Source organism: Kribbella sp. NPDC051770, from assembly GCF_040681455.1.
GTDB lineage: Bacteria > Actinomycetota > Actinomycetes > Propionibacteriales > Kribbellaceae > Kribbella.
Genome location: NZ_JBFAYT010000003.1, coordinates 41231 through 66601, shown reverse-complemented (window position 1 = coordinate 66601; position 25371 = coordinate 41231). Strand labels below are relative to the sequence as shown.

The window sequence follows — 25371 nt, the reverse complement described above, 5'->3', positions numbered from 1 at the left end:
GTACGGCGTACCGGCGGTCTAGATGACGCCGAGGCGGGCCAGCGGTTCGACGAGCTCGCGCTCCTCGTAGGACAGGTGGGACAGCAGGGTGTCGTCGAGCAGATCGACGGCAGCGCGGAGGTCGTCCAGGGTGCCTTCGCCGGAGACCAGGTTCACCAGCGCCTTGTCGACGTTCTCGAGGACGTCGTGGATGACGAGGTGCTCCTCCTGCAGGCGGTCGACGACTGGTTTGAGGCGGTCGTCGGCACGGCGCAGCCTCGGGAAGAGCGAGGCGTCCTCGATGGAGTGGTGTGTGGTGACGAGGCGGCAGTAGGACTCGCAGTACGTGCCGAGGGTCCAGTTGTTCTGGCGCATGGTCATGGTGTTGATGTGGGAGCGGGCGGCGCCGACGCCTAGCTGGCCGGCTGCCACCTGCTCCACCAGGTCGTGGATCTGCTCGAGCTCAGCTCGCAGGTGGTCGTGCACCTGGATGAGGTGCTCGCCCGAGGAGAGCTGGTACGGCGTATAGGTGCGCTCGGGGTCGAGCGCTGGTCCAGTGGGGCGAGCTGACTCGTCCCAGACCTGTACTGCGCTTCGCCGCGACGCTGGCGGAGCAGTTGGTACGACGGTGAAGTTGCTCGCAACAGGTGCAGCAACCGTCGCCGTCTTCTTCTCACCAGCACGAGCCGCAGCAACCGACTCCTTCACACCCTCAGCTACTTCAGCGAAGCGGCGGATGTCGTCCGGGTTGTCGGAGGCGAGGATGTACGTGCTCATGCCCTCCGACAGCGTCAGCTCGGTCAGCTGGTCGATCCACAACGACTCAGGCCCCTGGAGGAAGCCGCCGGAGCCCGCGAAGGTGCCGGAGAGGTTGTAGAGGCGGCGGATGGCTGACGGGTTTCGGCCGGCGGCGACAGCGGCTTCGTCGATCTGCTTGTTGAGAGACGGCAGGGCTTCGGGGCCCACGTAGCCGCTGGAGGGGAGCCAGCCGTCGGCCAGGCGGCCGGTGAGGGCGAGCATGCGGGGCTTGTAGGCGCCCAGCCAGATCTCGACGGGGTGGGCCGGCGCGGGGCCGCGCTTGGCGCCGGTCAGCGAGTAGTGCTTGCCGGGGAGGCGGATGCCGCCGCCTTCGGGCTTCCAGACCTCGCGGATGATCGCCAGCGCCTCCTCGAGGGCGGCGATGCTCTGGCCGGCGGTCAACGACGGGCCGCCGTTCGCGGCGACGGCCTCGCGGAAGCCGCCTGCCCCCAGGCCGAGCTCGACGCGACCACCGGAGATCAGGTCGAGGGACGCAACGCTGCGGGCGAGGACGACGGGATGCCGCAACGGCAGGTTCGCGACGTTCGTCGCGACGCGGACGGTTCGCGTCTGGGCGGCGATCACGCTCAGCAGCGTCCACGCGTCGGCCAGCCGAGGCTGGTACGGGTGGTCCTGCAGCGTAACCAGGTCGAGGCCGGCCTGCTCGGTCAGCTGGGCGAGGGCGATCACGCGGTCGACCTGATCGATCGCCGGTGTCAGGAACGTTCCGAAGACCAACTCGTGCCCGTAATCCACGTCCACTCCCACAACTAGTTCGTACCACGTACTATTACCCTGACGAACAAATTACTTCGCACCACGAACAATCACAAGTCAGGGAGCACCACCATGGACGAGACGCTGAGCACCGCGAGCAGCCTGGTCCGCCTCACCCACCTCGTGCACACCCTGTACGCCGAGGTCGGCCGCGGCTGCGACCTGACCACCGCCCAGGCGCAGATGCTCTGCTCCCTCGGCAACCGCCCGACCGGGATGGCCGAGCTGTCCGCGACGCTCGGCGTCGAGCGTTCCAGCCTGACCGGCCTGGTCGACCGCGCCGAGCACCGCGGTCTCGTCGTACGCCGGCCGGACGCGCAGGACCGGCGCGCGGTGAAGGTCGTGCTGACGGACGAAGGCATGGACGCCCTCCAGCGGTTCCACGACGAGCTGACCAAGAAGCTGGAGCAGCTCCTCACTGAACTTCCCGCGGCGGAGCGGGACCAGTTCACCGGGACGTTGCGGCGAATAGTTGCCGACGCCCCCGCTGTCTTCGCAGACTGACCAGATGATCCTGCACTCCGCCCTCCAGGCGATCGGCGCGACTCCCCTGGTCCGCCTGAGCAACACCGTGCCCGACGGCGTCGCGCAGGTCCTGGTCAAGCTCGAGGGCGGCAACCCGACCGGCAGCTACAAGGACCGGATGGCGCTGGCCATGATCGAGGGCGCCGAGACGAAAGGCATCCTCCAACCGGGGCAGCGCGTCGTCGAGTTCAGCGGCGGCAGCACCGGCTCGTCGCTCGCGTTCGTCTGCGCGGTCAAGGGCTACCCGCTGACCGTCGTGTCGTCGGACGCGTTCGCCGAGGAGAAGCTGCGCACGATCCGTGCGTTCGGCGCCGACCTGATCGTCGTACCGAGCGAGCACGGCAGGATCACCCCCGACCTGTTCGTCAGGATGCGCGCGGAGGTCGATCGCGTCGTCGAGCGCGACAGCGCCTTCTGGACCGACCAGTTCAACAACACCGACGCTCTCCGCGGTTACAACGTGCTCGGCCAGGAGCTGCTCGCCGAGCTCCCCAGCATCGACGTCTTCACCGCCGGCGTCGGCACCGGCGGCCTGCTGGTCGGCGTAGGCCAGACCATCCGCTCCAGCACCGGCCGACTCGTCGCACTGGAGCCGGCAAGCTCCCCGATCCTCACCAGCGGGTACGGCGGCCCGCACCGCGTCGAGGGCCTCGCCACCGGGATCGTCCCGCCACTACTCACCAGCACGGCGTACGACGAAGCCCGCGCGATCGACGAGGCCGAGGCGCGCCAGTTGGTGAAGCCACTCGCTCAGCGCGACGGCGTCTTCGCCGGTACCTCGTCAGCCCTCAACATCCTCGGCGCGATCCAGCTAGCCGCCGAGCTACCGCCCGAGAAGACAGTCGTGACTGTAGCCGCCGACACCGGGCTCAAGTACCTCAACGGAGACCTATACGCCTGAGAGCGCGTAGGCCTCTTCCAGCGTCAGCAACCGGCCCGCCTCGAACGCCTCGGCGTACTGCGAACCCAGCGCCGACTGAGTCGCCAGCGCGATGCGCTGCCCGTCAGCCTCCTCAGCCGGCGTGGCCGGAGGGCCTCCGTCGGCCGCCCGCGCTGCGGCGATCGCGCCGAGCAGGCGTGCGGCGACAGCCGGGGAGCCGGGCACCAGCGTCCCCGCGATGCCTTCCAGCGACCAGCACATCGCCCGACGCGACTGCTGCTCCGCCGACAGCTCGTAGGCCTCCGCATGCAGCGCACGAGCCCGCGCCAGTTCCCCACGCACCTCCATCAGGAACCCGAGCTCGTCCAGCACAATCGACAGGTACAGCACCGGCTCGCTCTGCCGCCGCGCCTCGTCGATCAGCGCCTGCAACCGCTCCTCCGCAGCGACCAGATCACCGCTACGCCGAGCAGCAAACCCCAGCACCAACGCACCGAGCGACTCCAGCGGCCGGTTGCCCTGCTCCATCGCCAGCTGAAACGCCTGCTCCCCGTACGCCGCCGCCTGCGCGTAGTCGCCCTCTCGCACGGCCGTCCACCCCAGCCAGCCGTACTCCCCCGCCACGTCCGGCCACAGCCCCAGCTCCTCGGCCATCCGCAGCCCCTCGGTGTGCAACCGCACGGCGCCACGGAAGTCGCCCACGAGCTCGGCATGCGCCCCTAGCCAGCTGGTCGCCTGCAGCAGCCCCCACCGATCGCCCAGCGCCCGAAACAGCCGAGCACTCTCCGCAGCATCCTTCTGCAGCGCCGGCAGGTCGTCAGCGACATGCGCATGCTTCGCCCGTGCAGCCAGCACCGCAGCAGTCCCCCACCGGTCGCCAGACTCGGTGAACTCCACCAGACACCGCTCCAGCATCGCCAGCGCCTGTGGCAGGTCGCCGAAATCGCTGCAGTGCAAGGCCATCCACAGCACCGACCGCGGTCCGACCTCCGCCAGACACCGGTCCCGTACGGCGAAAGCCTCCTTGTCGCCCTGCAGATACAGGTACCCCGCCAGCCACGCTGTCAGCTCAGGCGTCTCCGGCACCGACTCGATCGACCGCCGAGCCTCAGCGAAGCGCCCGCGCAGGAACCAGTACCAGCCGAGCGACGACACCAGCCGCTGAGCCAGCACGTCGTCCCCAGCAGCAACAGCCCCGTCCAGCGCACTCCGCAGGTTCCCGGACTCGTCATCCAGCCGCTGCAGCCACACACCCTGCTCAGCGCCGTACAAACCAGCAGACGCGACGGCAGCAAACTCCACGTAGTACTGCCGGTGCAGCGCCCGCATCGACTCGTACTCGCCGGCCTTGTGCAGCTTGTCCACGCAGTACGCCGCCACTGACTCCAGCAACCGGTAGCGCATCCCGTCAGCACCAGCCACCGGTACGACGAGCGACCGGTCGACCAGCCGAACCAGTACGTCGAGCACATCGCCCCCGCAGACCGCCTCGGCCGCCTCCGGCGTACAGCCGTCAGCGTGCACAGCAAGGCGCCGCAGCACCACCTGCTCCTCAGGGCTCAGCAGCTCCCACGACCAGTCGATCATCGCCATCAGCGTCTGCTGCCGCGGCGCCGCACCCCGATGCCCGGTCGCCAGCAACCGGAACCGGTCGTCGAGCCGAGCCACGAGCCCAGCAACGCCCAGTGCCCGCACCCGGGTCGCTGCCAGCTCCAGCGCCAGCGGAATCCCGTCGAGCCGCCGACACAGCACAGCGACCGCCGACGCGTTCTCAACCGAGAGCTGGAAAGCACGGTCCGCCGCAGAGGCCCTTGCCACAAACAGCTGCACAGCAGTGGACTCCTCAACAGCAGAGCCCGGCGCAGGAACCGCCAGCGTCGGCACGTTCCACACTGCCTCGCCAGTGAGCCCCAGTGGCTCCCGGCTGGTCGCCAGCACGCGCAGCGACGGCGCAGCCGCCAGCAACCGATCGGTCAGCGCAGCAACCTCACCGATCACGTGCTCACAGTTGTCGAGCACCAGCAACCGCTCCCCCAGTACGCCGGCCAAGTGGTCCACGGCGTCGACCCCACCCGTGTCCCGCAGATCCAGCGCAACCTGCAGCGCGTCGGTCAACGATCCGCTGATGTCCAGCGCGTCCGACGCGATACCGGCCAGCTCCACGAGCGTCACCCCGTCGCGGAACCGCCCAGCCGCGGCAGTGGCCGCAGCGATCGCCAGCCGGGTCTTGCCGACCCCACCGGGGCCGGTGAGCGTCACCAGCCGGTCCTCCGACAGCCGCCGGTCGATCTCGGCCAGCGCCTCGTCCCGGCCGATCAGCGACGTCAGCTGCGCCGGGAGGTTGTTGCGACGCCGCGGCAGGTCCTGCGTCAGCACCGACTGCTGCAGCGCAACCAGCTCCGGACTGGGGTCCAGCCCGAGCTCCTCCGCCAGCAGCACCCGCAGCTGCTCGTAGCTGTCGAGTGCCTCGCTCTGCCGGCCAGCCTGGTAGAGCGCCTTGATGTGTGCGGCTCTCAGCTTCTCCCGCAACGGATGCTCAGCCACCAGCGAGGCCAGCACGCTGACGTCAGTACAACAGGACTCCTGCGCTCCCAGCCGCAGCTCGCTCAGCCGCGCGACGGTTGCTGACACGAACGCCTCGTCAGCGAAGTCCGCGTACGCCGGTCCGCGCCACAGCGCCAGCGCCTCCTCCAGCCGCCCCTGCTCCAGGTACGCCGTGAACTGCAGCGCGTCGTACGTGGCACTGTCGACCTTCAGCGAGTAGCCCGCCGGACCGGAGACCACCAGGGCCCGCGCACCGGGCTCCGCGTCGTCGAACGCTCGCCGCAGCTGGGACACCTTCGCCGACAGCGTGCCGGACGGGTTGCCGGGCAGGTCGTCGCCCCACAGGTCGTCCAGCAACCGGTCCGCCGGCACCGGACGCCCCTCGTGCAGCAGCAGGTCGGCCAGCAGCGCCCGCACCTTCAGGCCCGGCACAGTGACCGGTTCGCCACTGTCCGTCCACGCCGCCACCGGCCCCAGCACCCCGAATCGCATGGCCGCACCCTACATTTCGGGCCGTCCGCAACGGACCGGAAAGAAACCGTAAACCCTCTCCGGCAGAGTCCTCCTCAGCAGCAAGACGCAGCAAGACGCCAGAACGAAGGAGGTGGACATGAGACTCGCAGTGATCGTCGCCAGCACCCGGAGCGGACGCTTCGGCCCCACGGTGGCCCACTGGTTCGCCGACCAGGCAGCCAAGCGAGCAGAGCTCACCATCGACCTGATCGACCTGGCCGCCACCCAGCTGCCGGCGGTACTGACCGACACCGACGAGCCGATGCCCGCCGAGGTCGCCGTACTGGCTCCCCGGCTCGCTGCCGCGGACGCCTTCGTGGTGGTGACGCCGGAGTACAACAGCAGCTTCCCGGCACCGCTGAAGACGGCACTGGACTGGTACTACGAGGAGTGGCACGCCAAGCCGGTCGCCATCGTCAGCTACGGCCGCGAGACCGGTGGCCTGTACGCCGCCGCGCAGCTGCGGCAGGTCTTCACCGAGCTGCACGCTGTCGCCATCCGCAACACCGTGGCCCTGCCCTGCTACTGGGAGCAGTTCGCCGCCGACGGCAGTTGGCCCCGCCCGGGGTCAGGCTACGAGCACGCCGTCAAGACCACGCTCGACCAGCTCGTCTGGTGGGCCGCCGCACTCCGCACGGCCCGCCTCCACACGCCGTACCAACCCTGAGAGGAACCACCTGTCATGCGCAAGATCATCGAAAGCACCTTCGTCTCCCTCAACGGCGTCATCTCCGACCCGCACCTGTGGAGCGCGCCGTACTGGGACGACGACCACTCCGGCTACAGCATGAAGCTGATGGAGAACACCGAGGCCCTGCTGCTCGGCCGGGAGACCTACGAGTCCTTCGCCGAGGTCTGGTCGACCCGCAGCGGCGACCCGTACACCGACAAGTTCAACTCGATGCCGAAGTACGTCGCCTCCCGGACGCTGACCGAGACGACCTGGAACGCCGAGCTGCTGCAGGGCGACACCGCCGAAGCGGTCCGCAAGGTCAAGGAGGGCGAGGGCGGCGACCTGCTGAAGTTCGGCACCGGCGAGTTCTCCCGCACCCTGCTGGAGAACAAGCTGGTCGACGAGTACCACTTCTGGATCTTCCCGGTGGTCGCCCAGGGCGAGCACATGTTCCAGGGCCAGGACCTGGCCGCCACCCACCTGGAGCTGCTCGACACCACCACCTTCAAGTCCGGCATCGTCGTCCACAAGCTGGCCCCGAAGGCCTGATCACCGGCCGCGCGGGAACGGAGTCGACGATCCGTTCCCGCGGCAGCCAACGGATCCGGGGCCCCAGGCATCTCATCTCCATGAGGGAGAACCGGATGCTGACCTGGGAAGAAGCGCAGTCGTTCAACCGGCTCGCCGAGCGCTACGACCGGCTCGCGGAGCTGACCGACGACCCGGTCGGCGTCTGGCTGCCGTCGGTTCTCGGCGACGTACGCCGTACGGCGAACGCGCTCGAGCTCGGCTGCGGCGCCGGCCGGCACAGCGTTCTCCTGGCTGAGCGCTTCGACCGCGTCGACGCATACGACCTGTCCGGCGCGATGATCCGGCTGGCCCGCGGGAAACGGGCCCGGAGCAACATCTTCTACCTGGAGAGCGATCTCTGCGACGTCGACGGCCGCTACGACCTGGTCCTCAGCGTCGCCACTCTCCACCACGTCACTGATCTCGAGGGAGCGCTCTCCCGGATCAGGGCTGCGACCAGCCCCGGCGGCCGGGTGGTCCTCGTCGACACCGTCTCGCCGCGTGCGGCCAACCCCCGCTGGCGCCTGTACGGGAACGAGGTGCGCAAGTTGCTGCGCAACCTCGTCCGCCGTGACGCCCGCGAGGCCTGGGAGATCTTCCGGTTGTCGACCGGTCCCTGGCTCGACCACCGCGTCAGCGACCGCTACCTGAGCCGGGAACAGTTCGAGAAGCTGTACGCCGAAGCGTTCCCCGACGCCACCTTCACCCGGGTCGGCAACGCCCACGCGATGATCTGGGACGCGACCTAGGGTGCGATGTTCTGGTTCAGGTGGAAGAGGTTGTCCGGGTCGTAGGCCCGTTTCACGTCGACCAGCCGCGCGTAGTTGTCCTTGTAGTTGTCGGCGATCCGGCCCTGGTCGTCGTCGGCCATGAAGTTGATGTAGCCGCCGGACTCCGAGTGCGGCGCGACGTCGTCGTAGTACGAGCGCACCCACTCGACGTTCGCGTCGTTGCGCGCCGGGTCCGGCCACATCCCCGCGATCACCGTCGCGAAGTTCGCGTCCCGGTACGCGAAGGCCGTCGCGTCGGCGGGGACCCGGTGGCAGGCGCCGTCGATCGGGTAGATGTGCACGGTCGAGTTCACCGCCGGCAGGCCGGGCGCGTGCCGCAGGTGCGCCTGGATCGCCTCGTCGGTCAGCTCGGTGACGAAGTTCGCCTTCCAGTAGTGCTGCAGGCCGGGCGGGACCAGCCCGTCGAAGGCCGCGTTCAGCGCCGGGTACGGCATCGGGCCGACGTGCTCGGCGACCACTGGCGCGAACTCGCGGAAGCGGGCGATTCTCGCCTCGCCCTCGCCGAGATCGCCCGCCCAGCAGCCGACGATGAGGCAGAACGGCTCGCCGTGCCGGTCCTCGGGGATGAACGGCAGCGGCGGCGCGAGCTGGAACGCCGGGAATCCGCCGAGCGCCTCTGGCGCGTCCTTGATCAGGTCCCGGAATCCGGCCACCACCGCGGCCGCGTCGGACATCTCGAACAGCATCGGGCCGCCGTACACCTGGTCGACCGGCTCCAGCCGGAACTCCAGCGCGGTCACGACGCCGAAGTTGCCACCGCCGCCACGCAGCGCCCAGAACAGGTCCTCGTGCTCCTTCTCGCTGGCGATCAGGAACCGGCCGTCCGCGGTCACCACGTCGGCCGAGATCAGGTTGTCGCAGGACAGCCCGAGGCCGCGCGCCAGGTAGCCGATGCCGCCGCCGAGCGTCAGCCCGCCGACGCCGGTGGTCGAAATGATGCCGCCGGTCGTCGCCAGCCCGAACGCGTGCGTGGCGGCGTTGAAGTCACCCCACGTCGCCCCGCCGAGCGCCCGCGCCGTCCGGGTGACCGGATCGACCCGCACCGCCCGCATCGCGCCGAGGTCGCAGACCACACCGTCGTCGACCGTCCCGAAGCCCGGCACGCTGTGCGAACCACCCCGGACCGCCAGATCCAGCCCGTTCTCCCGCGCGAACGCGACGGTCGCCATCACGTCGCCCGCGTTCTCGCACCGCACGACCACGCGTGGGTGCCTGTCGATCATCGCGTTGTAGACCTTGCGCGCCTCGTCGTACGCCGGATCGCCCTCGGCGATCACCGCGCCGCGGGTCCGCTCCCGCAGGTCCTCGATCGTGTACTCGCCCATGACTCCTCCACAGCCGTACGGGCATCACACGTCCCCGGCCGATCCCCCAGCCACCCGCCCCGACCGGCAGCCCCCGAAGAGCAGTGCCGGACCTCAACCCCTGTCCTTCGACCTTCCCGCCGCAAGCTCCCGAAATCAATCCCGCAGCCGATGTCAAAGCAGCCCGACCGGCTCCGACCAGAAGGCAACCAAGCCGAAGGAGCAGGACGATGCGCAAGACCATGTACTACGTGCACCAGTCGCTGGACGGGTTCATCGAGGGCCCCAACGGCGAGTTCGACTGGGCCCAGCTCGGGCCGGAGCTCGGCGCCTACTCGATGGGGCTGGCCGCGCGGTCGGACCTGTTCCTGTACGGGCGCACCGTGTGGACAATGATGTCGTCGTACTGGCCGCACGCGCTCGACCTGCAGCCCGACGAGCAGCACGTGCAGGAGTTCGCGCCGGTGTGGCTGAAGACGCCGAAGCTGGTGCTCTCGACGACGCTCGACGACGACCAGAGCTGGAACACTTCCGTCGTACGCCGTGCCGAGGACCTCCGCGCGATCAAGGAGCAGCCCGGCGGCGACATCCTGATCACCGGCAGCGCGAGCGTCGCGCACTCGCTGGCCGAGCTCGGGCTGCTCGACGAGTACCACGTGATCGTGCACCCGGTCGTGCTCGGCGGTGGCAAGCCGGTGCACCAGCCGGGCGCCCCGCGGATCGAGCTGCCGCTGAAGGAGTCGCGCGTCCTCGACGGCCGCACGGTCCTACTGCATCACGAGGTCAGTCCTTCCGCAGCGAGCTGAGCAGCCGGCCCTGCGCCTGCTCCAGGTGGTACGCCATGTGCTCGGCCGCGCGCACCGGGTCGCCGGCTTCGATCGAGTCCAGGATCGCCGCGTGCTCGGCGGCGACGGTCGACGGCTTCGCGGTCCGGTGCGCCTGGTACTGGCCCATCGTCAGGTGCACCTCGCCGATGATCAGCTCGTGCATCCGCGACAGCCGCCGGCTGCCGACGCCGGCGACCAGCGCGCTGTGGAAGGCGATGTCGGCCTCGACCTGGTTCTCGAACAGTTGGTCGCGGGCGGCGTACTCGATCGCGATCTGCGCCTTGGCCGCGGCCGGCGGGACCTCGCCGCCGGTCGCCAGCGTCGAGACCGCGGCCTGCTCGATCGTGGTCCGGCTGAAGAAGAGGTCGCGGATCTCCTCCTCGTCCAGGGTCGGCACGACGGCGGTCTTGTGCGCCGTACGCCGCAGCAGCCCGAGCGCGGTGAGCCGTTCGAGCACGGCCTTCGCGGTCGGCCGGGCGACGTTGTACTCGCCGGCCAGCCGCACCTCGGTGAGCTTCTCCCCCTGCGGGATGTCGCCGTTCACGATGCGCTTGCGCACCGACTCGTAGAGCGCCTCGGTCAGCGAGGACGGCCCGAGCTCCAGACTCGATTCGGTACCCACCGGGCACCCCCTTCCCCTCGATTGGTCAGGCAAGTGTACGGGCCATCCAACCCCGGCTCAGTACCCCGCAGACTTGTCGACGATGTTCACGAGTTCCTGCCCTGACAGGAAGCGTCCCAGGTTCTCGCGCACGATCTGCTCGCCACGCCGGGCCGTCCCGGTGCTGGTCGCGCCGTTGTGCGGCGTGACGATCACGTTCGGGAGATCCCAGAACGCGCTCTCCGGCGGCAGCGGCTCGACCCCGTGCGCGTCCAGCCCGGCGCCGGCGATCTGCCCGGTCCGGAGCGCGTCGAGCAGCGCGTCGTCGTCCGCGATCCCGCCCCGGGAGATGCAGACGAAGTAAGCCGACGCCTTCATCCGCGCGAACTCCGCGGCCCCGAACCGGCCGGCCGTCTCCGGGGTCCGCGGCGCGGTCACCACGACGAAGTCCGACTCGTCGAGCAGCGTCTCGAACGACACCTGCTCGACGTACGGCGAAGGCTCGCCGACGCGACGCCGTACGCCGATCACTCGCATGTGGAAAGCCTCGGCCTTCCGGGCCAGGTCCAGGCCGGAATGCCCGAGCCCGTAGATGCCGAGGGTCAGCCCGGCCAGCTCCCCGTGCGTGAAGCGCTCCCACCGATGCTCGGCCTGCGCCTTCAGCCAGCGCGGCACCTCCCGGTTCAGCATCAGCATGAGCAGCATCGAGTGCTCCGCGAGCGGGATCGCGCCGTTGCCGACCGACGACGTCAGCACGACGTCCGACGCGAGCATCTCCGGCGAGAGATCGGCGTCGACGCCCGCGGCCGGGCTGTGCACCCAGCGCAGCTTCGGCATCCGCGCCAGCAGCTCGCCGGGCACCCGCCCGATCACCGCCTCGACCGAGTCCAGCGGGACGCCGTCCCAGCCCTCGGTGAACAGCAGCTGGTCCCCGGCGATCTCCACCAGGTCCGACCGGTGCTTGCCAATGACAACAATCATTTGAGTCCCGTCGTCGCGATACCCCGGATCAGGTACTTCTGGGCGAAGGCGAAGAAGACCAGGATCGGCAGCAACGACAGCAGCGACATCGCGAACAGCATGCCCACCCCGCTCTGCGTCTCCGAGTCGACCATCGAGTTCAGCGCCACCGGCACGGTGAACACCTGCGTCCGGGTCAAGTAGATCAGCGGCACGAAGAAGTCGTTCCAGGTCCAGATGAAGGTGAAGATCGTCGTGGTCACCAGGGCCGGCCGCATCAGCGGCAGGACGACGTACCAGAAGGTCAGGAACGGCCCGGCGCCGTCGATCCAGGCCGCCCGGTCGAGCTCGCGCGGCAGTGTCCGGATGAACTGCACCATCAGGAACACGAAGAACGCGTCGGTGGCCAGGAACTTCGGGATCAGCAGCGGCCAGTAGGTGTTCACCAGGTCGAGCTGGGAGAAGAAGATGTACTGCGGGATCACCAGCACGTGGAACGGCAGCATCACCGAGGCCAGCGTGATCGCGAAGTACACCTTGCGCATCCGGAACTGCAGCCGGGCCAGCGCGTACGCCGTCAGCGAGCAGCTGAACAGGTTGCCGACGATCGAGCCGACGGTGACCAGCAGCGAGTTCAGGAAGAACACCGAGAACGGCCGGTTCAGTGCGTGCCAGCCGTCCTTGAAGTTGTCCAGGGTCAGGTCTTTCGGGATCAGCCCGGGGTCGGTGAGGATCTGGTCGGCCGGTTTGAACGCGCTGACCACCATCCAGACCAGCGGGTAGATCATGAACGCGACGAAGATCAGCAGGCCGGTGTGCTTGAGCGCTGACTTGATCCGCCGCTCACGTAAGAGCGGCGCCGTGGTCAGAGTCATCAGTTGTCTCCGTAGAAGACCCAGTACTTGGACGCGACGAAGTGCAGCGCGGTGACCAGCCCGATCACGGCCATCAGCACCCAGGCCAGCGCGGAGGCGTAGCCCATGTCGAAGGCAACGAATCCCTGCTGGTACACGTACAGCGTGTAGAACAGCGTCGAGTTCGCCGGGCCGCCGGTGCCGCCGCTGATGATGTGGGCCTGGGTGAAGGTCTGGAACGCGCCGATCGTCTGCAGGATCAGGTTGAAGAAGATGATCGGGGTCAGCAGCGGCACGGTCACGTGCGTGAACGTCCGTACGACGCCCGCGCCGTCCACCTTCGCCGCCTCGTACAGCTCGTCGGGGATCTGCCGCAGCCCGGCCAGGAAGATCACCATCGGCGAGCCGAACGTCCACACGTTCAAGATGATCAGTGTCGCGAGTGCGGTGCTGGGATTCTGCAGCCAGCTCTCGCCGTCGATCCCGATCACCGCCAGGCCCTTGTTGATCAGGCCCGCGTCGCCGAAGATCTCCCGCCACAGGATCGCGATCGCGACGCTGGTCCCGAGCAGCGACGGCAGGTAGAACGCGCTGCGGTAGAAGGCCAGCCCGCTCAGCCCGCGATCCAGGATGAGGGCCAGCAGCAACGCGAACCCGAGCTGCAGCGGGACCGACACCACGACGTACACCAGCGTGACCTTCACCGACGCCCAGAACTGGTCGTCGTGCACCATCCGCCGGAAGTTCTCCAGCCCGGACCACTCCGGCGGGTTCAGGATGTCGTAGTCGGTGAAGGCCAGGTAGAGCGACGCGAACAGCGGCACCGCGGTGATCAGCAGGAAGCCGAGCTGCCACGGGATCAGGAAGACGTGCGCGGCCCGGCCCTGCCGGTTGAGATGGAAGACGGGCCGCTTGCCCTTCGGCTTCGGTGGTTCCTCGACCGCTTGCTCGCGGTCGGTCAGCAGCGTCATTGCGCCCGCTTGATGCCGGCCGCGATCTCCTCGATCATCTTCGCCGAACCGTCGGACACGCTGCGCTTGCCGAGCGCGATCTCCTCGCAGATCCGGGCCATCGTGGTCCGCCAGGTGCTCGACCCGGGCGGCGCCTCGTACCGCGGCTTGCGCTGCGCGGCGCGGTCGGTCGCGACCACCGCGAGCATCTCCTTCTCGTCCGGGCTGGCGAACGCACCGGCGGCCTCGGCGACCTTCGGGTTGGTCGGCGCACCCATCGTCAGCCGGACCGTCTTCAGCATCTCCGGGTTGTTGACGTTGTAGTCGAGCACCTTGCCGGCCGCTTCGAGCTTGTCGTCGTCGATGCGCTGGTAGATCGCCATCCGCGGGAAGTACAGGTACTTGTGCCCGGCAACGGCATCCGCGTCGGCCGGCATCGTGCGCAGCCGGAACTTCTCGGTCGGGAACATCTTGGCGTCGTCGATGATGTGGTTGGAGTTGCCGAAGTTCACCAGGACCTTCTTGCCGACCTGCGCCCAGTCCGGACCCATGCCCTCCTGCTCGCTGAGCGACAGCGCGGCCCCGGCCTTGCGCAGCTTCTCCCACCACTCCAGCCAGCTGCCGAGGCCATTGGCGGTGAAGCCGACCTGCCCGTCCTCGGTCCACAGCTGCTCGCCGTGCTGCCGCAGCCAGGCCTCGAAGGTGAGATCGTGGTCGGGCGCGTACGGCGTGCCCTTGCGCTTGCCGGGGTTGTTCTTGCTGTACGAGATCAGCAACTCGGAGAGCGCGTTCCAGTTCCAGCCCGCGCCGTCCGCGGGCAGCGTGACCTGGTCAGCCTTGGCGACGGTCTCGTTGTAGCGGATCACCGGCACGAAGATCGCGAACGGGACCGTGTTCAGCTCGCCGCCCAGCTTGAAGGTCTCCAGGTCCTCCTTGCTGTAGTCGCCCCAGTTCAGCGTCGGGACGTCGTCGAGCTTGCGGTACAGCTTGCTCTTCGCGTACGTCATCACCTGCGGCGACGCGATCCAGAAGATGTCCGGGACGTCGCGGGCCGCGATCTGCGTGGTCATCCGCTCCTGGAACGCGGTGTACTCGGCGAACTCGGGCTCGATCCCGATGTCGGTGTTCGCGGCGCTGAACTGCTGCAGCGCCTTAGTGTAGTTCTGCTGACGGATGTTGTTGCCCCACCAGGCGTAGCGCAGCGTGGTCTTGCCGCCGGCTTCGCCGCCCCCACCACTCCCGCCGCAGCCGGCCACCGCCGCCACGGACAGGCTCGCCGCCGTCGTACCCAGGGCGAGCTTCAGGAACCCTCGCCGATCCAGTCCGGTCATCACGGTCTCCTGTTTCCTCAGGGTGGGTTCATTGTTTGGTTCTGGCACATGACGGTCAAGAGGTCATGCATAGTTGTTTGACAATTTGTCAAAAGACAAGCGTCTCGAAGAGCCCGATCGGTGGGAGCTCGACGTGGCCGTCGACGACCGGCAGCTGTACGCCGGCCCGGAGGGCCCGGACCTCGGCGGCTTCGCCGGCTTCGGCGACTCCGGCGGCTTCGCTGGTCTCGGCGGGCAGCTTCAGCCAGGTCGGCGCAATCGGCAGCGGCTCCGCGAACCGCTGATCGGCATCCCCCGACCTGTTCAGCAGATGAATCACCTGCCCGGCCGCCGACCGCCCGACCACGATCTCCACCTGCTCGGGCAGCCCGGTCCCGATCTGCTGCCCACCCGCCCACAGCACCTCGTCGACGACCAGCTCGCGATGCGCACTCAGCCCGACCTCGCGGTACGCCCGCCCCACGGTCCACGGCAGCATCACCGCCCGCCCCCGCCCGTACGACGCCCGCAGCCGTCCCGCGTGCTCCAGCTCGAGGTGCCCGTAGCACTTCTCCGGCGGCCCGTAGGGAGCACGGGAGAGCGCTCTCTGCCCGATCTCGGCGTCCGGCGACGGCTCGACCAGGTCGAACGCCCCGACCACCGGGACGACGCCGTACTCGGTCCGCAGGTGCAGCGACCGGACGGCCTCCTCGGTGTCGTGGCTGGCCAGCCGCCGTTCGGCCGGGAGACATTCGAGCTGGATCTCCTCGGCGACCACGCCGCTGTTGCCGGTAGCAACGATCGCGCCGCCCGCGCGGCAGTAGCGGTCGAGCGCGGGCGCGATCCCGCGCCCGAGCGGCCCGAGATCGGGCAGCACCACCACGTCGTACCGGCTGAGCTCGATGTCGCCGAGCCGCTCCTCGGGCAGCACCTCGAACGGGACGTGCCGCTGCAGCAGCGCGAGGTACAGGCCCTGGAACTCGCGGATCGCGCCGGGCTTGAACTGGTCCGGCCGGACCAGCAGCGTCCCGGCCGCGGGGACCAGCCGACGGTAGACGTCGTGGTGATCGCGATGGAATCGAGTCAGTTCCCCGGCGACCTTCAGGCACCCGTACGGGTTGTCCTTCGGCGTTCCCATGATGTACGTCGACGGGTTGGCGCCGCGCGCGATCGCCTGCACGAGGTACTGCGCGAAGTGGTGCGGCTCCTCGCCGGCCATCCGGTACGGCATATCGACGAAACCGACCGAGTTGGTCAGCACCGGGACGGTTGGGCGGAAGCTCTTCGCGGAGCTGACCGCCTCGCTGGTCCGGTGGTGCCACAGCGGCCGGCCGACGGCGTTGTTCGCCTCGTGGAACACGATGTCGGCGCGGTCGCCCAGCACCAGCGGCGCTTCGGGCCGGCGGCGAGCGAGGTGGTCGCGGATCCGGCCGGTGAGATCGGCGAGGATCTCGCGGGAGAACTGCTGCCAGGTCTCGTACCCCGGCGACTCCTTGTCCTCGGGCAGGCTCTCGCCCGGCGCGTACTCGGCGTACCGGCTCATGCAGGCCAGGCAGTGGCAGACACCGCGGTAGACGCGGCTGTAGTCGACCTCGTTGAACGACATCCAGTTGCAGAAGAAGCCGTCGACGGGATAGCGGTCGAGGACCTCGTCGAGTACGTCGAACAGCTTCACCTGGTAGTAGTCGCCGCTCGGGCAGACGCTGGTCAGGCCGTTGTAGACCTGCGGGTCGCCGGCCGCGTCGACGAAGCACCAGTCCGGGTGCTGCTCGGCCCGGCGGTGGTCGATCTTGGAGAAGTCCATCCGGCCCATCACGCGGATGCCGCACCGGCCCGCTGCCTTGACGGCGTCGCCGACGAGGTCGCCGGAAGCTCTTTCGGACAGGTAGGGGTTGCGGGTCTGGAAGTCGAGGTCGGTCGGGTAGTTGGACAGGATGCCGCCGACGCTGAGCAGCCAGGTGTCGGCGCCGAAGTCGACGAGGAAGTGGAGCACCTCGTCGACGTCGAGGCCGGCGTCGATCTCGCGGAGGTTGGTCTGGAACATGCGGAAGGGGTCCTGCCACCAGAGACGCGGGTGGGGCTGCTGCTTGGTCACGACCGCGGCCCGCCCGTCTGCTCGCGCCGAAGCGTCTTGTGGAGCGCCGAGTGGTCCAGGTCGCCGTCCCCGTCAGCGATCGCGGCGTTCATCAACTGCTGTGTGCCGGCAGTGTTCGGCAGCGCGATGTCCAGCTCCGCCGCCGCCTCGATCGCCAGCTTGAGATCCTTGCGGTGCAACCTGATCCGGAACCCGGGATCGAAGGTCTGGTCGACCATCCGCTGACCGTGCAGCTCGAGCACCCGCGACTGCGCGAACCCACCCATCAGCGCCTCCCGTACGACGCCCGGATCAGCTCCCGCCTTCTCCGCGAACAACAGCGCCTCGGCAACAGCCTCGATGGTCAGCCCGACGACGATCTGGTTCGCGACCTTCGCCGTCTGCCCAGCGCCCGTCGGACCGATCAGCGTGATGTTCTTCCCGAGCGTCTCGAACAACGGCTTCGCCCGCTCGAACGCTGCCGGCTCCCCACCGACCATGATCGTCAGCGTGGCCTGCTGCGCGCCCACCTCGCCTCCCGACACCGGCGCGTCCAGGTAGTCGCACCCCTCGAGCCGCTGCGCGAAGTCCTTCGTCGCCGTCGGCGAGATCGAGCTCATGTCGATCACCAGCGATCCCGGCTTGATGCCCTCGGCAACGCCCTGGTCCCCGAACAGCGCCCGCTCGACGTCCGGCGTGTCCGGCAGCATCAGGATCACCACCTCGGCCTCGGCCGCCGCCTCCGCCGCCGACCCGCAGTGTGTGCCCGGCAAGCCGTCGCGCCCCCGGTAGAGGAACAGCTCGTGGCCGGCCGCGGCGAGGTGCCCGGCCATCGGCGTACCCATCACTCCGAGCCCGACGAACCCGATCCGCATCACGACCTCCAGACCAGGTGCACGATCTCCAGCAGCCCGGCGGTCGGGATCGTCACCACCGCCCGGCCGTTCTCGACCGTTGCCTCGACCTCGACGTCGGCGACCAGCAACCGCGCCCGGACTTCGTTGCCAGGAACAACCACTGACACGGTTTGCGGGGGTAACGGCAACGTCTCGCGGATCGCGCCGCGCATCGCCATCGGGTTCGTCAGGTTGACCAGGGCAACGGCCACCTCTTGGGGGCCACGGTGAACCGCGACGTCGACCAGCCCGGCGCCCTCCACGGTGACCTCGGGATCCTTGCCCAGGGCCCATGCCACCGCGTTGGCGACGAGCTGGCCGTGGTCGCTCTGCAACGCCTCCCAGAAGATCGCGCCGAGGTTGAACGGGAAGTACACGGTCCGCCCGCCGCCGGCGTGCTCGCGGCACACGACCCCGGGCCGGTCCGGGGCCTCGCGCGGATAGACCTCCTCCATCGGCAGGTCGGGGAAGTCGGGGATGAACCGGAACGGCACCTGCGCGTCGTCCGTCGCCTCGACGCCGAGGATGTGCGAACCGCCGATGATCCTCGTCGTCCCGTCGTACCCACGGTTCAGCCGGTGCTCGCCGGTGAGCGCGATGTAGTTGTTCTTCACCTTCCGCGCCGGCTCCTGGAGGCGCACCCCCAGAACGTCGCCCAGCCCGAAGTCGTCGCGCGGGCGGCCGAGCTCATCGTACAGGGAGGTCTGGTACGCCGCGACGAGCGAGCCGCCGCGTTCGACGTACTGCTTCAATGCCGTGAGCTGGTCGTCGCCCAGCTGCTCGGCGTTGGCGAGCACGATCACCTTGAAGCCATCGAGACGCTCGGGCTTGAGCTCTTGGTCGGAGATGAACTCGAACGGAACCCGCGCCTCGACCAGCGCCTGGTAGAAACCGTCCTCGTGGCCGATCCCGTCGGGCGTCCGGAGCTGGCCGGCCCGGGTCGGGTCGAGCATCGCGACCTCGGCGGTGATCTTCAGGTCCTTCAGCACCGGCTCGACCTGCGCGTGCAGGGTGAACGCCTCGACGACCGGCGGGACCCAGCGGTGGTCCGGGACGCTCGCGTTGAACTTCGTGAACCACGGCAGCGCGCCCTGCGCGAACCCGTCGACGATCCAGGTCTTGGTCTCCTCGGCCGGTGCGACCGAGTCCTTCCAGCGGTACTGGTGGTGCTCGGGACCGACCGACGTGATCAGCCGGACCGGACGCTCGGGGAAGACGCCGCGGTTGCGCTTGCCGTTGCGGCCCGCGGCCCAGGGCGCCTCGGTCCCGGACCGGCCCTGCTTGTCGATGAAGAAGATCGGGTAGTGCTTCTCGACCAGTGCACGGTCGAGGTCGCGGGCCGCGAGCGCGCCCAGGTTCGGGATGAACCGGGTGTGCGGGCGGACGTCGCGGACCGCCTCGTCCCAGATCGAGACCAGCCGGCTCAGCTGCCGGCGGCGCCAACCGACGTACTCGTGCCAGTTCTCCTGGTGCTCGGCCTTGGGCAGCTCCAGGCCGGTCTCGTCGCGGAAGGAGCGGCGCGCGCCCTCGCTGTACGAGATGCCGCCGTAGCCCTCCCAGCGGTTCGCGAAGATCGCGTCGACGTCGTACTCGCGGACGATCTCGCGCGCCACCTCGGTGATGAACTCGCGGTGGTACCCGGTGAACGCGCAGGTCAGCCAGATGTTCGGGTGCGCCCAGTGCTCCAGCGCATTGCCGTCGCTGTCGCGGGCCAGCCAGTCGGGGTGCGCCGCGGCCGCGTCGGCGTGGATCGCGTGCGGGTCGACGCGGGCCATCACGCTCATCCCGAGCTCGCGCGCGCCGTCGACCAGCGTGCCGAACGGATCGGTGTCGCCGAGGAACTTGCTGCGGTAGTGGTACTCGATCTGCGTCGGGTAGTAGGCGATGTAGCCGCCGGCGCTGATGCAGGTCGCGTTGGACCGGCTGTCGCGCATCAGGCCGAGCCAGAAGTCGGCGTCGAAGTGCAGCGGGTCGTCCTCGGCCAGCGTGATCTGCGCCCAGCGGGTGGCCCGTTCCGGCCAGTCCGGAGTCCGGTCGGCGCTCAGGGGCGCTTGGTCAGGATCGGTGCGCATACGGCTCCTCCTGGGGATCGGCTGAAGCCTGGGGTCGGCTTGCAGAAGATTGTTAGACAAGATCGCATGAGTGGCAAGAGTTGGTGCTAGCCTTTTCGGCATGGATTTCCGCGGCTTCGAGGTCAGCGCCAACGTGTCGATGCTGTTCACCGAACTGCCCTACCTGGACCGCTTCGCCGCGGCGTCGCGCCTGGGATTCACGGTGGTCGAGTCGTGGTGGCCGTTCTCCGGTCCGACCGCGTCACCGGCCGAGGTCGATCTGTTAGTGACCGCGCTGAAGTCGGCGGGCGTCTCGTTGAGCGCGCTGAACTTCTACGGCGGCGACATCGCCGGCGGCGAACGCGGCGTCGCGTCGCACCCGGACCGCCAGGAGGAGCTCGCGGCGAACATCTCGCTGATGGTGGAGATCGCGGAGCGAACCGGTTGCCGGCTGTTCAACGTCCTGTACGGGCAGCTCGACGCGCGGTGGACCGCCGCCGAGCAGGAGGCATGCGCGGTCGAGGCCATCCGGTCGGCGGCTGCCGCTGTCGCCGGGGTTGGTGGGACGGTGCTGATCGAACCACTGACCGCCGGGCTGAACGGCGCCTATCCGTTGCTCACGGCAACCGACGTACTGGGGTTGCTGGACGGACCGCTGAAGGACGTCCCGAACCTGTCGCTGCTGTTCGACACGTTCCACCTCGCGAGCAACGGAGTCGACCTCGTCGCGTGTGCCTCTGCCGTCGGCGCAGACCTGGCGCACGTGCAACTCGCCGACTCCCCCGGCCGCGGCGAACCCGGCTCCGGGTCGGTGGATTTCGCCGGCGTACTGGACGCCCTGCGGCTGGCCGGCTACCAGGGCGTCGTCGCGGCGGAGTACAAGCCGACCGTCGACACCGCCTCGAGCCTCGGCTGGCTCTGATCGTTGCGGGGATTTTCGCCCGGTTTTCTCCCCTGCGCCGCAGACTGAGGAGATGAACCGGCGGATGACGTGGGCGGGGCTCGCCACGCTCGGGATGACGGCTGCGGTCGCCTGCACCACCACGGACGACGCGGCACCCCCTGCGTCCACTCCCAGTACGGCGGTCAGTTCCGCCCCCGTTGCACCATCCGTTCGCCCTTCTTCGCCGCCACCCTCCACCCCCGCAGCGCCGGCACCTGACCCGGTGTCGCTGCAGGCGTTGGCGGCGAAGAAGTTCACCGGCGGCCCCCTGCGCATCGGCCGCGTCCTGGCCCGCAACCCGGCGTACACCAGGTACTTCGTCACCTACCCCAGCGGCTCGCTGACCATCTCCGGCATCCTCAACATCCCGTCGACACCCGGCCCGCACCCCGCCCTGGTCCTCAACCACGGCCACATCGACCTCGACATCTACACCAACGGCCGCGGCCTGACACGCGAGCAGGACTACCTCGCAAGGCGCGGGTACGTCGTACTGCACACCGACTACCGCAACCACGCCCAGTCGTCGAAGGACCCGTCGTCGGAGGTCAACGTCCGCCTCGGCTACACCGAGGACGCAATCAACGCCGTCCTGGCGCTGCGCACCTCACAGCACGTCGACCCCACCCGCATCGGCATGCTCGGCCGCTCGATGGGCGGCGGCATCACCTACAACGTCCTGGTCGCCCAACCCGACCTGGTGAAAGCCGCCGTCGTCTTCGCCCCCGTCAGCGCCGACGCCACCGACAACTTCAACCGCTGGACCCGCCCCAACTCCCAGATCGCCAACGCCATCACCCGAGCCCACGGCTCCCCCACCACCAACCCCACCTTCTGGCGCAACCTCTCCGCCATCAACTTCTTCGACCAGGCCAAAACCCCGATCCTCATCCACCACGGCACCTCCGACTCGACCTGCCCCATCGCGTGGTCCACGGAGGCCCTGGCCGCCCTGAGGAAGGCCGGCGCCAAGGCGACTATGTACACCTACCCCGGCGAAGAACACGCCTTTGGTCCGGCATGGCCCACGTCGATGGCCCGCACGGTCGCGTTCCTCAAACAGAACGGGCTCTGAGCTCAACCGCCGTACTCGTCGAGCCGTTCCCGCGCCACCACGAGCAACTCATCGCTGAACAGCTCGCGGAACTGCTCCTCCAGCACCAGGTGCTCGACCGTCAGATCAAGCCGCCGCTTGAGATACAGCTGCGTGAACCCCTCCGACGGCGTACTGCTCCCGACCAACCGCCGAGCGGTCTCCAAGCCACCGTGCTCACTCAACATCCGCAGAAAGTACGTCGCGTTGTATCCAGCCTCGGACTTGGCCCGCTCGTAGATCCGTACCATCCGCCCCTGAAACTGCCGATGCAGCTCGTCGACCATCCCGCCCCCTCGTCGCTTCCCATCACCCTGCCGCAATCACCAGGACGACGTAAGTGCTCAGCAGCGTCGCCCCTGGGTGCACTTGTCGCTACTAGGGCTTCACCGCGACCACCGCGTACATGGTCAGCGACATGTGGAACGCACCGCGGTCCGCGGCTTCGGCGAGAGTTTGGGTGAGCGCCTCGGCCTCCGCCGGCGTGATCGTCCCGTTGGCGGCGCCCGCCTGGATCATCGTCGGGAGGAAACCCTCGCGCGCACCCGACTGCGGCTCGATCCAGGTCGCGGCGGTTTCGGCGGTGATGGTGAGGGCGTTGTCGGCGAGCAACGCGCGGAGCGTGCGGCCGGCGTACGGGTTGGCGGAGTCGGCGAGCAGGGCCTGGGTGAGGCGTTCGTAGACGCCGGGGACGACCGGGTGCAGCAGCGCGGTGCCCCAGTCGGTGTCGATCAGGGCGATGCGGCCGGTCGGGCGGAGGACGCGGGTCATCTCCGCGACGGCCTGGGCGGGGTCGGCGAGGTGTTGGAGGACGCGTTCGCAGCGGACCACGTCGAACGACGCGTCGTCGAACGGCAGCTTCAGCGCGTCCCCGTCGACGATCTCGAGCCCCGGAAACCGCCGTACCGACTCGGCCCGGAGCCCCTCGCTCGGCTCGACACCAACCGCGCACCCGGTCAGCCCGCGCAGCGCCGCGACGTCCTCACCCGTCCCCGACCCGACATCGAGCGCGTCCTCACCAGCCTTCGGCGCCAGCTCCGCCAGCGCAAACGCCTTCAACTCCCGTACGGCGGACCGCTGCGCGATCTGATCCAGAATCCACGCCATCCGTACGGCGTCCTCCGGCACCCCGTCGACCCGCTTGAACCCACTCCCGAATCCGCTCATGACGCCCTCCCCTCTCGCCAAGGTAGCGCTTCACACCGGCGGCGCAACCGCCTGCAGATACCTCTGCCCGATCAGCCGCAAGTGCTCGACGAGCGCGGGAGGCGCCGTCACCTGGAAGTCGATGCCGAGCATCCCGATGTACACGGCAACGACCTCGAGCGACTCCGCGCCGGTCACCAGTACGCAGGTGTGCTCGTCGACCGGTTCCACGATCCCGACCGCCGCATGGATCCGCGCCAGCACCTCGTCGGCCGACGCGAACACCGTGATCCGCGCGTGCACCTTCCAGCCCGCGGTCGCGACGTCCCGGAGTACGAAGTCGGTGTAGTCGTCGTCCGGCATCGGCCGCGGCTGGTACCGCCGACCCGTTGCCATCCGCAACTGCATCCAGTCGACCCGATAGGTGCGCCAGGCCCCTTTCTCGTCACGGGCGGCGAGGTACCAGTACCGCTGCCAGCTCATCAACCGGTACGGCTCGACCAGGATCGGGAAGCCGGGCTCGGCGTCCGGTACGGCGTACTCGAAGCGCAGGTAGTGCTGGTCGCGGATCGCGGCCGCGATCGTCGCGACGACGACCGGGTCGACCTCGGGGTCGGGCACGTTCGACCCCGTGTTGTCGGGCCCCTTCGTCAGCGTCGTGTGGATCGCGTTGACCTGTCGCCGGAGCCGGTGCGGCAGCACCTGCTCGAGCTTGGCCAGCGCCCGCGCGCTGCTCTCCTCCATCCCGCTGACGCCGGCGCCGGTCCGGAGCCCGACGGCGACCGCGACCGCCTCCTCGTCGTCGAGCAGCAGCGGCGGCATCTTCGCGCCGATGCCGAGCTGGTAGTGCCCGGCCGGCCCGCGGGTCGCGTCGATCGGGTACCCGAGCTCGCGCAGCCGGTCGACGTCGTTGCGAATCGTCCGGCCGCTCACCTCCAGGCGCTCGGCCAGCTCCGCGCCGGTCCAGGCCGGGCGGGTCTGCAGCAGCGACAGCAAGGACAGCAATCTCGACGAGGTTTCACGCACAGGTAAATACTCTCAAATAGGAACCTAGCTTGCCTATACGACTTCTACAGTGAAGCCATGAACAACAACGAGAGCAGCATCCGGCCCTTCACCGTCACGATCGACCAGGCCGACCTGGACGACCTGCAGACCCGCCTCGCGAACACCCGGCTCCCCGAGCCGGCCCCGGGCGACAACTGGGACCTCGGTACGCCGAACCACTACCTGCGCGAGATGGTCGACCACTGGCAGAGCGGCTTCGACTGGCGGGCGCAGGAGGCCCGGATGAACGAGTTCCCGCAGTACCTGACCGAGATCGACGGCCAGACCGTGCACTTCCTGCACGTCCCGTCGGCGGTCGAGGGCGCGACGCCGCTGCTCCTGATCCACACCTACCCGGGCTCGTTCGTCGACTTCCTCGACATGATCGGCCCGCTCACCGACCCGGTCGCGTACGGCGGCTCGGAGTCCGACGCGTTCTCGGTCGTCGTACCGTCGATCCCCGGTTTCGGCTTCAGCACCCCGCTGGCCGACCGCGGCTGGACGATGGCCCGGGTCGCGAAGACCTTCGACCAGCTGATGCGCCGCCTCGGCTACGACTCCTACGGCTCGCACGGTTCCGACGCCGGCGCGATGATCTCCCGCGAGCTCGGCCTGCTGAACCCTCCCGGCTTCCTCGGCCTGCACGTCCTGCAGCTGTTCTCCTTCCCCAGCGGCGACCCGGCCGAGTTCGAGAAGTTCAACGGCGAGGACTACGCCGCCCTCGAGCACCTGAAGTGGTTCCAGTCGGTCGGCGGCTACAACGCGATCAACTCCACCCGCCCGCAGACCGTTGCCGTCGGCATCTCCGACTCCCCGGTCGGCCAGCTCGCCTGGAACGAGCTCTTCAACAACTTCGGCGACGGCAAGAGCCTGGTCACCCGCGACCAGATCCTCACCGAGGTCTCCCTCTACTGGTTCACCAACACCTCGGCCGCCGCCGGCCGCTACCACTACGAGGAAGCCAACGCCGGCACCGAACCCGCCGTCAACACCGCCCCCACCGGCGTCGCCGTCTTCGCCGACGACTTCAAGACCATCCGCCCCCTGGCCGACCGCGACAACACCAACATCGTCCACTGGACCAACTACCCCGACGGCGGCCACTTCGCCTCCCTCGAGCGCCCCGAGAACGTGACCGCCGACCTCCGCAAGTTCTTCGCGAACCTCCGCTGACCCGCACCCCCGACCGGCCGGCCCCGCCCTGGGCCGGCCTTCGGGCGTTTTTGGGGGCTGTGGACAACTTGCTCCGCGTCCCGCCGATCTTT

23 protein-coding genes are annotated in these 25371 nt (G+C 68.9%); 9 read left to right on the top strand and 14 right to left on the bottom strand.

The genetic code is table 11. From position 1 onward, the window contains the following. Positions 1–18: 18 nt before the first annotated feature. Positions 19–1533 carry an LLM class flavin-dependent oxidoreductase gene (locus AB0M01_RS11700; RefSeq protein WP_363668244.1) on the bottom strand — a complete coding sequence of 505 codons (1515 nt, stop codon included), beginning with the start codon at positions 1531–1533 and terminating at the stop codon, positions 19–21. 93 nt (positions 1534–1626) lie between these two features. Here AB0M01_RS11700 and AB0M01_RS11695 point away from each other — a divergent pair, with 93 nt between their 5' ends. Both AB0M01_RS11695 and AB0M01_RS11690 read left to right on the top strand, forming a co-directional pair. After that, on the top strand, positions 1627–2058 hold the full coding sequence (locus AB0M01_RS11695; RefSeq protein WP_363668242.1) for a MarR family transcriptional regulator: 432 nt from the start codon (positions 1627–1629) through the stop codon (positions 2056–2058). A 4-nt stretch (positions 2059–2062) separates the two neighbouring features. After that, positions 2063–2980, top strand: a complete 918-nt coding sequence (locus AB0M01_RS11690) for a cysteine synthase family protein (RefSeq protein WP_363668239.1) — start codon at positions 2063–2065, stop codon at positions 2978–2980. Here AB0M01_RS11690 and AB0M01_RS11685 read toward each other — a convergent pair. Next, entirely contained in the window at positions 2969–5995 is a 3027-nt protein-coding gene (locus AB0M01_RS11685; protein ID WP_363668237.1) for a BTAD domain-containing putative transcriptional regulator, read from the bottom strand. The two genes, AB0M01_RS11690 and AB0M01_RS11685, sit on opposite strands and share 12 nt — an antisense overlap. Before the next feature lie 118 nt (positions 5996–6113). Between AB0M01_RS11685 and AB0M01_RS11680 the strand changes: the two genes are divergently transcribed. The 3 genes from AB0M01_RS11680 (at position 6114) to AB0M01_RS11670 (ending at position 8008) form a co-directional block, all read left to right on the top strand. Then, positions 6114–6683, top strand: coding sequence for an NAD(P)H-dependent oxidoreductase (locus tag AB0M01_RS11680; protein ID WP_363668235.1), 570 nt, complete (start codon positions 6114–6116; stop codon positions 6681–6683). A 15-nt stretch (positions 6684–6698) separates the two neighbouring features. Next, on the top strand, positions 6699–7238 hold the full coding sequence (locus AB0M01_RS11675) for a dihydrofolate reductase family protein (RefSeq protein WP_363668233.1): 540 nt from the start codon (positions 6699–6701) through the stop codon (positions 7236–7238). 95 nt (positions 7239–7333) lie between these two features. Further along, the gene (locus AB0M01_RS11670) at positions 7334–8008 is read left to right on the top strand and encodes a methyltransferase domain-containing protein (RefSeq protein WP_363668231.1); all 675 of its coding nucleotides are present in this window, start codon (positions 7334–7336) and stop codon (positions 8006–8008) included. Here the strand turns inward: AB0M01_RS11670 and AB0M01_RS11665 are convergent. Then, positions 8005–9375: an FAD-binding oxidoreductase gene (locus AB0M01_RS11665; protein WP_363668229.1), complete on the bottom strand. Its 1371-nt coding sequence runs from the start codon at positions 9373–9375 to the stop codon at positions 8005–8007. The genes AB0M01_RS11670 and AB0M01_RS11665 overlap by 4 nt on opposite strands. A gap of 209 nt (positions 9376–9584) precedes the next feature. Here AB0M01_RS11665 and AB0M01_RS11660 point away from each other — a divergent pair, with 209 nt between their 5' ends. Beyond that, on the top strand, positions 9585–10160 hold the full coding sequence (locus tag AB0M01_RS11660; RefSeq protein ID WP_363668227.1) for a dihydrofolate reductase family protein: 576 nt from the start codon (positions 9585–9587) through the stop codon (positions 10158–10160). Here AB0M01_RS11660 and AB0M01_RS11655 read toward each other — a convergent pair. The 8 genes from AB0M01_RS11655 to AB0M01_RS11620 all read right to left on the bottom strand — a co-directional run bounded on the left by AB0M01_RS11655 (position 10138) and on the right by AB0M01_RS11620 (position 19898). Continuing rightward, the gene (locus AB0M01_RS11655) at positions 10138–10803 is read right to left on the bottom strand and encodes a GntR family transcriptional regulator (RefSeq protein ID WP_363668224.1); all 666 of its coding nucleotides are present in this window, start codon (positions 10801–10803) and stop codon (positions 10138–10140) included. The two genes, AB0M01_RS11660 and AB0M01_RS11655, sit on opposite strands and share 23 nt — an antisense overlap. Before the next feature lie 57 nt (positions 10804–10860). Next, positions 10861–11763, bottom strand: a complete 903-nt coding sequence (locus tag AB0M01_RS11650) for a D-2-hydroxyacid dehydrogenase (protein ID WP_363668222.1) — start codon at positions 11761–11763, stop codon at positions 10861–10863. Next, positions 11760–12617 (bottom strand): carbohydrate ABC transporter permease, encoded by an 858-nt coding sequence (locus tag AB0M01_RS11645; RefSeq protein WP_363668220.1) that lies wholly within the window; start codon positions 12615–12617, stop codon positions 11760–11762. Before AB0M01_RS11645 ends, AB0M01_RS11650 begins: the two co-directional genes overlap by 4 nt. After that, entirely contained in the window at positions 12617–13567 is a 951-nt protein-coding gene (locus AB0M01_RS11640) for a sugar ABC transporter permease (RefSeq protein WP_363668218.1), read from the bottom strand. Before AB0M01_RS11640 ends, AB0M01_RS11645 begins: the two co-directional genes overlap by 1 nt. After that, positions 13564–14877 (bottom strand): ABC transporter substrate-binding protein, encoded by a 1314-nt coding sequence (locus AB0M01_RS11635; protein WP_363668216.1) that lies wholly within the window; start codon positions 14875–14877, stop codon positions 13564–13566. The genes AB0M01_RS11640 and AB0M01_RS11635 overlap by 4 nt, the downstream gene beginning before the upstream one ends. 88 nt (positions 14878–14965) lie before the next feature. Continuing rightward, positions 14966–16900, bottom strand: a complete 1935-nt coding sequence (locus AB0M01_RS11630) for an alpha-amylase family protein (RefSeq protein WP_363668214.1) — start codon at positions 16898–16900, stop codon at positions 14966–14968. Between the two features lie 47 nt (positions 16901–16947). After that, a complete protein-coding gene (locus tag AB0M01_RS11625) occupies positions 16948–17808 on the bottom strand; it encodes a 2-hydroxy-3-oxopropionate reductase (RefSeq protein WP_363668212.1) in 861 nt (286 codons plus the stop codon). Beyond that, positions 17805–19898 carry a family 10 glycosylhydrolase gene (locus tag AB0M01_RS11620; protein WP_363668209.1) on the bottom strand — a complete coding sequence of 698 codons (2094 nt, stop codon included), beginning with the start codon at positions 19896–19898 and terminating at the stop codon, positions 17805–17807. The genes AB0M01_RS11625 and AB0M01_RS11620 overlap by 4 nt, the downstream gene beginning before the upstream one ends. A gap of 100 nt (positions 19899–19998) precedes the next feature. On the opposite strand from AB0M01_RS11620, the gene AB0M01_RS11615 reads away from it, so the two are divergent. Further along, the gene (locus tag AB0M01_RS11615; protein ID WP_363668207.1) at positions 19999–20799 is read left to right on the top strand and encodes a TIM barrel protein; all 801 of its coding nucleotides are present in this window, start codon (positions 19999–20001) and stop codon (positions 20797–20799) included. Positions 20800–20851: 52 nt separating this feature from the next. Further along, positions 20852–21895 carry an alpha/beta fold hydrolase gene (locus tag AB0M01_RS11610; protein ID WP_363668205.1) on the top strand — a complete coding sequence of 348 codons (1044 nt, stop codon included), beginning with the start codon at positions 20852–20854 and terminating at the stop codon, positions 21893–21895. A 2-nt stretch (positions 21896–21897) separates the two neighbouring features. On the opposite strand, the gene AB0M01_RS11605 is transcribed toward AB0M01_RS11610, so the two are convergent. From AB0M01_RS11605 to AB0M01_RS11595, 3 genes are all read right to left on the bottom strand, one after another. Beyond that, complete coding sequence (locus AB0M01_RS11605) at positions 21898–22200, bottom strand: hypothetical protein (protein WP_363668203.1); 303 nt, start codon at positions 22198–22200, stop codon at positions 21898–21900. Between the two features lie 91 nt (positions 22201–22291). Continuing rightward, on the bottom strand, positions 22292–23080 hold the full coding sequence (locus AB0M01_RS11600) for a methyltransferase domain-containing protein (protein WP_363668201.1): 789 nt from the start codon (positions 23078–23080) through the stop codon (positions 22292–22294). A 30-nt stretch (positions 23081–23110) separates the two neighbouring features. Next, positions 23111–24085, bottom strand: a complete 975-nt coding sequence (locus AB0M01_RS11595) for a WYL domain-containing protein (protein WP_363668199.1) — start codon at positions 24083–24085, stop codon at positions 23111–23113. Positions 24086–24142: 57 nt separating this feature from the next. On the opposite strand from AB0M01_RS11595, the gene AB0M01_RS11590 reads away from it, so the two are divergent. After that, positions 24143–25279 carry an epoxide hydrolase family protein gene (locus tag AB0M01_RS11590; RefSeq protein ID WP_363668197.1) on the top strand — a complete coding sequence of 379 codons (1137 nt, stop codon included), beginning with the start codon at positions 24143–24145 and terminating at the stop codon, positions 25277–25279. The last annotated feature ends 92 nt before the right edge of the window (positions 25280–25371 follow it).